The organism is Nocardiopsis suaedae (assembly GCF_027706745.1).
GTDB classification, from domain to species: domain Bacteria; phylum Actinomycetota; class Actinomycetes; order Streptosporangiales; family Streptosporangiaceae; genus Nocardiopsis_A; species Nocardiopsis_A suaedae.
Genome location: NZ_JAQFWP010000035.1, coordinates 25627 through 36797, shown reverse-complemented (window position 1 = coordinate 36797; position 11171 = coordinate 25627). Strand labels below are relative to the sequence as shown.

10 protein-coding genes and 1 tRNA gene are annotated in these 11171 nt (G+C 75.6%); 2 read left to right on the top strand and 9 right to left on the bottom strand.

The window, feature by feature from the left end:
* Window positions 1-4 precede the first annotated feature (4 nt).
* The 6 genes from O4U47_RS18280 to O4U47_RS18255 all read right to left on the bottom strand — a co-directional run bounded on the left by O4U47_RS18280 (window position 5) and on the right by O4U47_RS18255 (window position 5526).
* Window positions 5-610, bottom strand: a complete 606-nt coding sequence (locus O4U47_RS18280; RefSeq protein WP_270679105.1) for a response regulator transcription factor — start codon at window positions 608-610, stop codon at window positions 5-7.
* 2 nt (window positions 611-612) lie between these two features.
* Complete coding sequence (locus tag O4U47_RS18275; RefSeq protein ID WP_270679104.1) at window positions 613-1812, bottom strand: sensor histidine kinase; 1200 nt, start codon at window positions 1810-1812, stop codon at window positions 613-615.
* 231 nt (window positions 1813-2043) lie between these two features.
* Window positions 2044-2116: transfer RNA gene (locus O4U47_RS18270), tRNA-Lys, on the bottom strand.
* A gap of 187 nt (window positions 2117-2303) precedes the next feature.
* Complete coding sequence (locus O4U47_RS18265) at window positions 2304-2489, bottom strand: hypothetical protein (protein WP_270679103.1); 186 nt, start codon at window positions 2487-2489, stop codon at window positions 2304-2306.
* Window positions 2490-2558: 69 nt separating this feature from the next.
* Complete coding sequence (locus O4U47_RS18260; RefSeq protein ID WP_270679102.1) at window positions 2559-3503, bottom strand: N-acetylglucosamine kinase; 945 nt, start codon at window positions 3501-3503, stop codon at window positions 2559-2561.
* Window positions 3504-3903: 400 nt separating this feature from the next.
* Window positions 3904-5526, bottom strand: coding sequence for an AfsR/SARP family transcriptional regulator (locus O4U47_RS18255; protein WP_270679101.1), 1623 nt, complete (start codon window positions 5524-5526; stop codon window positions 3904-3906).
* 193 nt (window positions 5527-5719) lie between these two features.
* Here O4U47_RS18255 and O4U47_RS18250 point away from each other — a divergent pair, with 193 nt between their 5' ends.
* Window positions 5720-6649, top strand: coding sequence for a MurR/RpiR family transcriptional regulator (locus tag O4U47_RS18250; protein WP_270679100.1), 930 nt, complete (start codon window positions 5720-5722; stop codon window positions 6647-6649).
* 18 nt (window positions 6650-6667) lie between these two features.
* On the opposite strand, the gene O4U47_RS18245 is transcribed toward O4U47_RS18250, so the two are convergent.
* Window positions 6668-8227, bottom strand: coding sequence for a DUF885 family protein (locus tag O4U47_RS18245; protein WP_270679099.1), 1560 nt, complete (start codon window positions 8225-8227; stop codon window positions 6668-6670).
* Window positions 8228-8286: 59 nt separating this feature from the next.
* On the opposite strand from O4U47_RS18245, the gene O4U47_RS18240 reads away from it, so the two are divergent.
* Window positions 8287-8973 carry a SanA/YdcF family protein gene (locus tag O4U47_RS18240; RefSeq protein WP_270679098.1) on the top strand — a complete coding sequence of 229 codons (687 nt, stop codon included), beginning with the start codon at window positions 8287-8289 and terminating at the stop codon, window positions 8971-8973.
* Between the two features lie 20 nt (window positions 8974-8993).
* Here O4U47_RS18240 and O4U47_RS18235 read toward each other — a convergent pair whose 3' ends face one another.
* Both O4U47_RS18235 and O4U47_RS18230 read right to left on the bottom strand, forming a co-directional pair.
* Window positions 8994-10460, bottom strand: a complete 1467-nt coding sequence (locus O4U47_RS18235; RefSeq protein WP_270679097.1) for a hypothetical protein — start codon at window positions 10458-10460, stop codon at window positions 8994-8996.
* A 9-nt stretch (window positions 10461-10469) separates the two neighbouring features.
* The gene (locus tag O4U47_RS18230; protein WP_270679096.1) at window positions 10470-11156 is read right to left on the bottom strand and encodes a SanA/YdcF family protein; all 687 of its coding nucleotides are present in this window, start codon (window positions 11154-11156) and stop codon (window positions 10470-10472) included.
* Window positions 11157-11171 lie beyond the last annotated feature (15 nt).

The following is an 11171-nucleotide window of genomic DNA, read 5'->3' as shown; positions in this document are numbered from 1 at the left end:
CGGGTCAGATCCAGCCGCGGTCGCGGGCCAGGTACACGGCCTCGTGCCGGTTTCCCGCGCCGAGCTTGGTGAGGGCGGACGAAAGGTAGTTGCGCACCGTGCCCGGAGCGAGGAAGGCGCGTTCGGCGATCTCGGTGACCGGCGCGCCGTCCCCGGCATGGGAGAGGACCTCGGTCTCCCTCGCCGTGAGCGGCGAGTCGCCCGCCGCGATGGCGTCGGCGGCGAGCGAGGCGTCGATGTACCGTTCCCCGCCGTGGACGGTGCGGATCGCATCGGCGAGCTTGGCCGCGGAGGTGGTCTTGGGCACGAACCCGGCGACGCCGGCCTCGAGCGCGCGCTTGAGGTTCCCGGGGATGCCGTGGCCGGTCACGATCAGAACGGTGCAGTCGGCGTCGCCCCGCAGGATCTCCTTGGCCGCGGTGATCCCGTTGTACCCGGGCATCTGCAGGTCGAGGACGGCGACGTCGGGCCGGTGCGTGCGCGCGGCCGCGACCGCCTCGGGGCCCGAGGACGCCTGCGCGACCAGGTCGAGGTCGAGTTCGAGCGTGAGGAGCGCCCCCATCGCCTCGCGGATCAGGTGCTCGTCTTCGGCCAGAAGAACTCGGATCATCGCTACTCCTGTCCCCGGGGGATGCGTGCGCGCAGATGGTAGGTGCGGCCGTCGCCGCCGTGCTCGACCGTGCCGCCGTGATCGGCCAGCCGCTGCCGCAGCCCGGCCAGCCCCGTTCCCGGGCCGCGTCCGGGATCCGCGGGGCGGACGCCCTTGTCCGGCCCGCGCCGCACCCCGTCGTTCACGATCGTGACCGCCGCGTCCTCCGGACCCGTTTCGAACGCCACGCTGCAGCGGGTCGCGCGGGAGTGGCGGATGACGTTGGTCGCCCCTTCTCTGACCACCCAGCCCAGCAGGGACCGGTCCTCGCGCCCCAGCCCGCCGACGGCATCGGCCCCGGACACCCGGACGTCGACACCGGCCGCGGCGAGCACGGACCGGGCGCCCTCCAGCTCCGTCTCCAGGTCGACGCGGCGGTAGCCGCGCACGACCTCCCGGATCTCCTCCTGGGAGGACGCCGCCAGTGCCTGCACCTCTGCCATCTCCGCCTGCGCCCGCGGGTCGCCGCTCAGCCGTCCCGCCAGTTCGGACTTGAGCGCCACGACGGCGAGGGTCCTGCCGAGGGTGTCGTGGAGGTCGCGGGCGAAGCGCAACCGCTCCTCGGCGACGGCGAGGAGGGCTTCGGTCCGGTGCGCGCTCTCCAGTCGGCGCATGATGGCGATGCTCCAGGCGTACAGGTGGACGATCGCGATCGCGGCCCCCCAGGTGCCCGCGATGACGGCCAGCGCCGCTCCCGGGTGCGGGTGCCCCGCCGCGGCGATGCCGCTCACGATGGCCAGGGTGCTCATCACCCGCCGGCTCCGCATCGCCCAGACGGCTGCGGCCGGGAGTACGGCGAGAAGGTAGGCCGAGTAGGTGTGGATTCCGGTCAGCCAGCCGTGCGCGACGGCCGGGTGGAGGACACCGAGTTCCACGGCGGTCAGTCCTGTGATGACCACCTGCAGCAGGAGTGCCGGAGGCGCATCGGCCCGTTCCAGCGAGCGCGCGGCGATCACGAGAGCCGCGACGGCCTGCGCGGCGTAGACGGCCGTGATGGCCCCCGTCAGCCCCGCTCCCGCATGGCGCAGCAGCTCTTCGGCCGCCCCCAGACCGAAAACGACCACCAGCACGCCGAAGGGGACGGGAAGGGTCCAGCGGGTGGCGCGAATGTTGCGCTGGAACCCGTAGTGGTCCTCCTCCTGCATCAGACGCGCGGCTCCCATCGGCGAGAACGATTCCGGTGGCAGTCCACCGCCGCTCATCCTCGCGGGCACCGCGATCGGAGAACAGTGCCGCTTGCAATACATCGCGGTTGCATCTGCCACAAGATCCCATGACAGATGTCAGGGCAGGTGCCCCCGGCAGCGGCGCCGGGGCGCGGCAGAAGGGCCGGGAACGGCGAAACCCCAGGCCCGAACCCGCGTTAAAGCGGTTCTGACCTGGGGTTTCTGCTGTGCGCCATCAGGGACTCGAACCCCAAACCCACTGATTAAGAGTCAGTTGCTCTGCCAATTGAGCTAATGGCGCGTGCCGGATTCCGCCTGCTCGGCTCCGTCCGACGCCGTCAAGGTTAGCAGCCTCCCGGAGCGGTCGCGAACAGGTTTCCCTGGGGACTCCGTGCCCTGAGGACGCCGTGCCCGGGGCCGCCCGTGTCCCCACCTTCCCCGGTGGTGTGGAAGGTGGGGGCCTCAGCGTGCATGGTCCGCCGGGAGGGTCAGCTCCACGTCACCACCACGGCGACGATGATGGCGATCGCCACGACCGCCCCCGCCCCGGCCAGGACGTAGGGGGTGATGGGGCGGCGCGGCGGGGCCTGCGGTTCGTCGTTCTCGGAGACGAACTTCTGGAACATCACGGTCGAGCCCGCGGGATCGACGTTCTCTTCATTCTTCTGAGACATGCGCACGACCCTAGCGACTCACGGGCCCTCACGGGTCCCCCACGGACGTGAAATCCGCCGACGAGTTCCTCATCGGCGGCCCGAGAGCAGCCGGGCGTGCGCATCCGGCGGGGCCCCGGCGGCCCGGAGGGCCAGCCCCGCGGCGCCGAGCACCCCGTCGGCGGCCGCCAGCGGCGCCCTCCCGAACCGCTCGCCGACCCCCGCCCTGACGCGTTCGGCGACCGGTCCGCGGCCCATCAGCGACCCCGAGAGCACGATCGGCGCCCCCGCCCCGGACGGGAGCACCGCCTCCAAGGCACCGAGGAGGCGCCCCGCCCCCTCGCGGCAGATGCGCGCCGCCTCGGCGTCCCCCTCCTGCGCGGCGCCCGCCACCTCAGGGGCCAGTCCGCCCAGTTCCGCAGGCGGCCGCGCGTAGACCGTCCGGATGAACTCCTGTGGGTCTCCGGGGGCGATCTCCAACGCCGCCGCCATGCGCTCGGAGAGCACCGTCGCCCCTCCCCTGCCGTCGATCCCGGCGAGCGCGGCCCGCAGCCCCGCCAGTGCGATCCACACGGCCGAGCCCTCGTCCCCCAGCAGCCATCCGTATCCGTCGCACCGCCGCCGCACGCTCCCGTCGGCGACATAGGCCGCCACGGCCCCGGTACCGGCGATCACGACCGCCCCCTCGGGCTCGGGCGTCCCGGCCGCGAACGCGACCGCGATGTCGTCGGTGACGCGCGGCGCCCTCTGCAGCCCCGCGGCCTGCCACGCCCGGGCCGCCGCCGCGGACGCGCGCGCGTGCCCGGCCGCCGACGCCCCCGCGATGCCGAACACCGCGGCGGCCACCCGGTCGGTCCCGACACCGCCGAGCGCCTCCCCGAGAGCCGCCTCCAGGGCGCCCGCCGGGTCGGCGCTGGAGAACGGGTTGGCGCCCCCGGCGCTCCCCCGGGACAGCACCCGGCCGTCGAGGCGGGCGACCACGCACCGGGTCGACGTGCCGCCGGCGTCCACACCGATCACCACATCGCGTTCCATAGGGGAAGCCTAGGGCGCAACTCCCCGCCCGGGCTCAGGCCGTTTCCGGCCATTCCGGACGTCCGGACCCGGCCGTGCCCCAGCCCGCCGGGGGCGCTTCCGATGTGCTGATGGCCCTGCGGGCCTGCCTGAAAGCGGACCGCCAGTGCGGTGAAAGCCGCCTCGTGCACATTGGGAGACCTCGGAGGACACCACGGCCGGCGCTTCCCCGCGGCCGCGCGCCCTCCGAAGAGGAAAGCGGGCCGGGCACGGGGAGGGGTCCGGCTCCCCGCGAGCCGGAGGACGGACGGCTCGCGGGGGGATGCGGTGCCCCCTGGGGAAGGGCACCGAGCCTGGCAGGGCGAACGGGGGACGGTCGCCCTCGCCAGGCGCCTTCCCCCTCCTCTGTCCCGCGCCCCTCCTACTCACGGCCGCCGATGAGGAAACGCGGATCGCCGCCCAGCGCGGCGGCCATCCGCACCGCGGGGGCGTCCTCATCGCGGTCCTCCACCCGGGCCGCCAGCTCCGCAGGGGCGGCGCCCGGGTGGGTGGACAGCCACGCCCCGGCCATGCTGAGGGGCAGCGGCAGCCGCCCGGCGGCGGCGACCAGCCGCCGCAGCCCTCCCGGGTCGGCCGCGGCCCGCTCGGCGCCGATACAGGTGCGCAGCATCAGCTCGGCCTCCTCCTCGGACAGCTCGCCCACCTCCACGGCCCGCACGCCGTCGCGCACCATCAGGTCGGCCAGCCAGAAGCGGCTGGTGACCACGACCGCGCTCGGCGAACTCCCGGGCAGCAGCGGGCGCACCTGATCGACGCTGCGCGCGTTGTCCAGCACCATGAGCACCCGCCGGGCGGCCAGCGCGGACCGCAGCAGCGGCGCCCGCTCCTCCAGCGCGTCGGGGTAGGGCTCGGGCACGCCGAGCGCGCGTAGGAAGCGCGCCGCGATCTCCCCTGGCGCGGGCCTGAACTCCTCTCCACCGCGCAGGTCGGCGTAGAGCCGCCCGTCGGGGAACCCGCCCGCCCGGGCCGCCCACTTCAGCACCAGGGCCGTACACCCCGCCCCGTGCGGGCCGCTGACCAGCACTCGGGCCGTTCCGCGCCGGTCGCGCAACAGCCGGTCAAGCCGGCTGAGCTCCGCCGTGCGCCCGACGAAGAGAGGGTGCGGTGCGGGAAGCTGGAACGGCACCGGGTAGCCGCGCCGGGGCGGTGGGGCCCCGTGGGGGCGGGGCGGTTCCGTCGGCGCCGCGCGCTGTCGCGGCACTGACGACGGTTCGGCCGCCTCCTCCGCAAGATTGCCGTGGAGGATCCCCTCGAAGGTCTTCTGGAGTTTGTGCCCGGGGTCCAGGCCCAGACGCTCGACCAGCGCGCGGCGGGTGCGGCCGAATGCCGCCAGCGCGTCCCCCTGCCGCCCCGAGCGGAACAGTGCCACCATGTGCTGGCGCACCAGCTCCTCGCGTTCGGGGAAGCGCGACGCCAGCCGGTTGAAGGCCTGGAGGAGCGCGCCGTGCCTGCCCAGGCGCAGCCCCAGGGCGCCCCAGCGCTCGGCGGCGTGCAGCAGTTCGTCCTCTACATGGCGCGCGTCGCCTTCGTGGATGACGGCGGAGACCACGTCTTCCAGGATCGGGCCCCGCCAAAGCCCGAGCGCCTCGCGCAGCAGCTCGTAGGCGCGCAGCGCGTCCCCGGCCTGCTCGGCGCGGTCGGCCCCGGAGCGCAGCGCCCGCAGGCGCAGCAGGTCCAGCCGGTCGGGCGGCAGCTCCATCCGGTAGCCGCCGTCGCCGCCGGTGACCAGGATCCGCCCGCCGTACTCGCCGCCCAGGGCCGCCCGCAGCCGGGCGACGTGCACCTGCAGCGACCCCTTGCGCGCCTCGGGGGCGGCGTCTGGGCCCCACAGGGCGGCCACGATGTCGGCGACCGGCACGGCCCGGCCGCACCGCAGCAGGAGCAGGGCCAAAAGGGCGCGGCGCTTGGTGCCGCGGAGCTCCACGGGGTCGTCCCCGTAGGTGAGGCTCAGCGGCCCGAGAACGCCGAACTCGTAGTACGCCACCTGCTCCCCTGCGGGTCCGCTGCTCCGGGCACCCCGGCGTCGTGGGATCCGTGCTCGCCCTCTACAGTGCCGGGCGGCGCACGCGCCGCGCAATCTGCCCGTGCCGGGGCCCACCTTGTGGCGGCTCCGCAACCGTCCGACGCGCGCACCGCTCTGATTGACTCCGACCCAAGCGAGCATGAGACTCTCTGCGATGGCGAACTCGGCGAACCCTCCGTCGGCCCCCGGCACCGTGCTGCGGGTGCGGGCCCTGCTGCCCTCCCTGCCCCCGGCCGAGCAGCGGGTGGCGCAGCGCATCATCGACGACCCCGAACGCGTGGCCGCCTCCTCCATCACCCAGCTGGCCCGGGACTGCTCCACCTCCGAGGCGACCGTCATCCGGTTCTGCCGGACGATCGAGCTGTCCGGGTACCGGGAGCTGCGGCTGGCCCTGGCGACCGAGGCCGGGCAGGCGCGCGGCGCCGGGCTGAGCGGGCGCGAGCCGGTGGGCGACATCGACCCGGACGACACGCTGGTCACCGTGGTGCAGAAGATCGCCTACACCGACGCGCGGGCCGTGGAGGAGACCGGGGCGCAGCTCGACCCGGAGGTGCTGCAGGCGGCCGTGGAGGCGATGGGGGCGGCCCGCAGGATCGACATCTACGGTGTGGGCGCCAGCGCGTTCGTCGGCGCCGACCTGCAGCAGAAGCTGCACCGCATCGGCCTGGCCTCGTTCGCCTGGTCGGACAGCCACGTGATGCTGACCAGCGCGGCGGTACTGCGCCCGGGCGACGTCGCGGTGGGCGTCTCGCACAGCGGCGCCACCATCGAGACGGTGAACGCGCTGGCCGAGGCGCGTGGACGCGGGGCGACCACCGTGGTGGTCACCAACTTCCCGCGCAGCCCCATCTGCGCCTACGCCGACCACGTGCTGACGACCGCCGCCCGGGAGACGACGTTCCGCTCGGGGGCGACCGCCAGCAGGCTGGCCCAGCTCACGGTGGTGGACTGCCTCTTCGTGGGGCTGGCGCAGCTGCGCTACGCCGACAGCCGCTCGGCCCTGGAGACCACCGCCGACGCGGTGCGGGGGCTGCGGGTGGGCGAGAAGGGCCGCCGGCCCCCCGGCGGCCCCTCCCCGGCGTGACGGCGCGCAGGCACGCGCTCAGCCCCGTTCGAGGGCCGTCCCCATCAGGCCCAGCGGCGGCGCGCCCAGCTCCAGCAGCGCCGCGTGGAAGCGCGGGAGCGTGAAGCCCGCTCCCCATTCGCGGCGCGCCCGCTCACGCAGCGCCTGGATCTCCAGCTTGCCCCAGGTGTAGCGGCCGTAGGTGGGGTCGAACACCGCGCGCTGGGCCTCGGCGAGCGCGGCGGGCCCGGCCAGGGCGGTGTCCGCGGCGAACCGGCGCGCCGCGTCCTCGACCGTCATCGCCCCGGTGTGCACGCCGATCGCGGCGGCCAGGCGGGTGACCCGGATGAGCGCCTCCAGCCACACCCCGGCCTCGAAGTGGGCGGCGGTGAACCGCGCCCCGGGCCGGTCCGCGGTGCGCTCCTCGGCGTAGGCGCCGAAGCCCTCCTCCACGCTCAGCTCCTCGGCGTAGTGCGCCCATCCTTCGATGAACGCCACCGAGTAGAACAGCGGGCGCACCTGCCCGGGCGTGCGGCGGAGCGCGCGGCCGTGCGAGTAGTGGCCGGGGGCGACCTCGTGCACGCAGATCGCCGGGAGGGTGGTGGCGCTGAACATCTCCAGCCACTCCTGGCGGTCCTGCTCGGGCCAGTCCGGGTCGGGCGGGGTGATGAAGTAGTTGGTGTCGCCGTCGGCCTCCCCCGGGCCCGCCCAGGCCAGCATGGCCGTGGCCCAGCGGCGCGACTCCGGCGACTCCGAGACGCGCACGGCGCCGTCGCTGTAGGGCGCCAGGCCGCGCTCGCGGGTGAAGTCCACCGCCAGCCGCGTCCACATGCGCGCCTCCTCCATCACGCCCTCGGGCCCCGGGTGGTCGCGCACCAGCTCGCGGGAGACCTCCAGCGCGGGGCGGCCGGGGGCGAGGCGGCCGGTGGCCTCGGCCAGGCGCTCCATGAGGCGGTCGCGTTCAGCGTCGGCGCGCTCGGCCAGACGGCCCAGGTCCACCTCGAGCCCGTCGCGCACGCCCATGAGGCGGGCCAGCGCGTCCCCGCCCAGGGTGGCGCTGGGGTCGCCGTCGCGTGCGGCCTTCTCCAGGTGGGAGACGAGGGCGGCATGGGCGACGAGCGCGGGGCGCCGCACGTCCTCAGGGGTGTCGTCGGGGATGCCCGCAGCCAGGCCGCGGGCCGCCGCGAGCAGCGCGCGGGCGGTGGGGGCGCTGACGCGGTCGAGGCTGTCCACGGCGGTCGCGGCCGCCTGCGGCCACGCCCTGAGGTGGTTCAACCGGGCCTCGCGCCGCTCCTCCTCGGGCGCGTATTCGCGGCTGTAGCAGGACAGGTCGAGCTCGTCGAGGTGGACCAGGGGGTTGGTGCGATGCGCCTGCAGGTCCCCGAACCAGCAGCGCAGCGCCTCCTCGGCCACCCGGGTGTGCGCCTCGTCGTGCGGGTCGGCCAGCTCCTCGCCGCCGAGGCGGGCCAGGCCCGCACGCACGCCCTCCTTCGACATGTCGCCGGTGGTGCCGTCGTACTCGTGCCGCCCCGCACCCTCGCGCATCTCGGGGGCTTGGAGGTCGGCGATCGCACGCAGCCGTGCGGGAAGTGCGTCCATGGGGCGTGAGCCTACTCCCGCAGGGGAACTCGCGCCCGGGTCCAGCCGTCGCACCCGGTATGGGTCGACTCCGCGGGCTCCTCCCGCTCTCCGGACGCAGGCGCGCGGCCGCCGCCGTCGCGGCCGCAAGCGCGCTCCTGCTGCTGCCGCTGCCCTTCTCCTGGCTGGCGTGGTCCACCGCCGGCATACGCGGCACGGTGGACGAGGCGCCCGAGCGGCCGGTGGCGCTGGTGCTCGGGGCGGGCCTGGACGACGACGGGCGGCCGCGCGCGCTGCTGTCGCGGCGGCTCGACCTGGCGGCCGAGCTGTACCACTCGGCGAAGGTGGAGGCGGTACTGGTCAGCGGCGACAACAGCCGCGAGGCCTACAACGAGACCGACGCGATGGCCGACTACCTGGCGGCGGTGGGGGTGCCGCCGGAGAAGGTCGCCGCCGACTACGCCGGGTTCAGCACATGGGACTCGTGCGCGCGGGCGCGCGGGGTGTTCGGCGTCGAGGCGGCCACCGTGGTGACACAGGATTTCCACCTGCCGCGCGCGGTGGGCCTGTGCCGCGCGGCCGGGATCGACGCCGTCGGCGTGGGCGACCCGAGCGGGGACCGGAGGATCAGCGCCACCGTCTACGGCTACGCGCGCGAGCTCCCTGCGGGCTACAAGGCGGCCGCGCAGGCCGCCCTGCGACCGGACCCGGTCTTCCCCGGCCCGGCGGAGACGAGCGTGGAGGAGGCGCTGGCCGCCCCGCGCTGAGGGCGGGGCGGCCCCGGAGATCAGTTCCCGCCGAAGAGGCGGCCGAGCAGGCCTGTGGGGCCCTCCCCGGAGGTCTTCGGCTGCGTCGCGAGCCCTTCCGCGGAGCCCGCGGCGTCCACCGCCTCCGCGGCCGGTTCCACGTCCTCCTCCTCGTCCACGCCGACGAAGTCGCGGAACCCGGCACGGTCGGCGGGCAGGGACCAGGCCTCCGCCACGTCGCCGACGCCGTGCTCGTCCCAGTCGGCCGCCGGCAGCTCGGCGACGGCCCACAGCACGCGCAGCAGCCGGTCCGGCTCCCCGTCGCCGCCCTCGGTGAGCGCCTTCTCCATGGCCTCGGCGGGGTCCTCCGGCGCGGTGCGCGGGCCCAGCACCGATTCCAGGGCCTCGCCCACCACCGCGGCGGCGGTCGGCCCGGCGTGGGCCAGCGCCCCGGGGAGGATAGCGGCGCGCAGCTCGGCGGCGGCGCCCCGGCAGCGGCCCAGCGCCACGTACCCCAGCACGACCGGCTCGACCACGCCCGGGTGCGGCCAGGCGTCGTTGAACAGCGCGGTGAAGCCGACCCGCGTGTCGCCCAGCTCGGCGAGCTTGGCCAGGGCCTGCTCGGGGGCGTTCTCCCCGTGGATGAGCGCCAGCGCGCACCCGGCCGCGAACGACCGGTACAGGTTGCCCGACTCCAGCTCCTTCACCAGTGCCACGGTGGCGGTGGCGTCCGACGCGTCGGCGAGCATCCCCAGCGCGACCATCTCGGCCGGCAGCGCCTGGCGCCACTCGTCCTGCATCCGGAGCCCGGCCGCGGCGTCCTGCGGCCGCCGGGCCTCCTCCACCATGCGGGCGCGGATCCGCGGCACGGCATGGCCGGCCGCCTCGGGCAGGAACGCCAGGACGGACGCGGCCCACTCGGCGGTGGAGTTCATCCCGCGGCGGTTCTCCCGCCCCTCCAGCAGCCCCGCGAGGGCCTCGGCGCGCTCGGTGACCGCGGTGCGCACGTCCAGCTCGGCCTGGAGCAGGGCGGCGCCGCCGTCGCGGCCGAGCACGCCGTAACGGGCGGACATGCGGCGGTAGGACTGCTCGTCCGGGGCCTCGGCGCACCACTGCCGGTACTGCTCGCGGGCCTGTTCGGGGTCGGCCGCGACCGCCCAGGCCACCTCGTCACGCCACAGGTCCAGGTCCCAGGACTGCGGGACGACCGCCAGCGGCACCGGGACCACCAGCTCGAACAGCAGGCTCAGCGCCTCGCCCGGCGCGGCCGTGTCCGGGTGGCAGGCGATGTCGGCGAGGAAGCGCGCCGCCTCGGCGGCGGCCGCGTACCCCGGCCCGGGGTGGCGCAGGATGTCATAGAGCGCCGTGACCGCCTCCATGGACCCTCCGCCGCCTTGGGCGACGGTCTGGAGCAGCCCCGGGATCTCGTCCCCGCGCTCGGGCGCCAGCCGCGCCCATTCGACGTCGTGCACTCCTGTGAGCGGCCCCCGGCCGGTGTTCGCGTCCATGGGAACCGATTATCCCCTTTCGGACGCCTCCGACGCGACCCGGAGGGCGTCCGCCGCCAGCAGCGCGTCGCGCACGTCGTCCCGGGGCTGGCAGGTGCGGTACGGCTCGGGGCGTGCCAAGGCGTCGCCCAGGGCGCGGGCGTTGGCGCCGACCTCGCGCGCGTACCCCAGGGCGGTGGCGCGGGCCCGCACGCGCCAGCTGCGGTCGCCCACGCCGACGGCGTCGATCCCGGCCGCCAGGGCCAGCAGCAGCGCGCGCGGCAGGTGGAACTCCTGGGTGACGACGGTGGCGGCGTTGATCCCGTAGACGTCACGGGCGCGCACGAAACTGTCCCAGGTACGGAAGCCGTAGGGGTCGGCGGCGATGCACGCCGGGGGCACGCCGGCCTCGGCCAGGTAGTCGGCCATGCCGTCGGTCTCGCGCCCCGAGACCGCCCGGTTGTCGCCCGAGACCAGCACCGCCCGCACGCGCCCCGCGCCGTGCAGGAACGCGGCCAGGTCGAGGCGGCGCGCCAGCAGCAGGGACGGGCCGTGCGGCTTCATCCCCGCCCCCAGTACGACGGCCACCGGCCGGTCGGGCACCTCCTCGGGGCCGAACCGGCGCCTCAGGGCGGCCGCCTGCACCCAGGCCGTCGGCCCGAGGGCCGCGGCCGCCGCGCTCCCTGCGGCCAGTGCCGCCCGTTTCGCTGCTCCCACAAGGCGACCCTACCG

Excerpts from the sequence above, each read along its gene's own strand:
- O4U47_RS18260 (WP_270679102.1), bottom strand. The coding sequence starts at position 3,503 with ATGGAACGCGATGTGGTGATCGGTGTGGACGCCGGCGGCACGTCGACC.
- O4U47_RS18265 (WP_270679103.1), bottom strand. The coding sequence starts at position 2,489 with ATGTCTCAGAAGAATGAAGAGAACGTCGATCCCGCGGGCTCGACCGTG.
- O4U47_RS18280 (WP_270679105.1), bottom strand. The coding sequence starts at position 610 with ATGATCCGAGTTCTTCTGGCCGAAGACGAGCACCTGATCCGCGAGGCG.
- O4U47_RS18275 (WP_270679104.1), bottom strand. The coding sequence starts at position 1,812 with ATGGGAGCCGCGCGTCTGATGCAGGAGGAGGACCACTACGGGTTCCAG.
- O4U47_RS18245 (WP_270679099.1), bottom strand. The coding sequence starts at position 8,227 with ATGGACGCACTTCCCGCACGGCTGCGTGCGATCGCCGACCTCCAAGCC.
- O4U47_RS18240 (WP_270679098.1), top strand. The coding sequence starts at position 8,287 with ATGGGTCGACTCCGCGGGCTCCTCCCGCTCTCCGGACGCAGGCGCGCG.
- O4U47_RS18235 (WP_270679097.1), bottom strand. The coding sequence starts at position 10,460 with ATGGACGCGAACACCGGCCGGGGGCCGCTCACAGGAGTGCACGACGTC.
- O4U47_RS18250 (WP_270679100.1), top strand. The coding sequence starts at position 5,720 with ATGGCGAACTCGGCGAACCCTCCGTCGGCCCCCGGCACCGTGCTGCGG.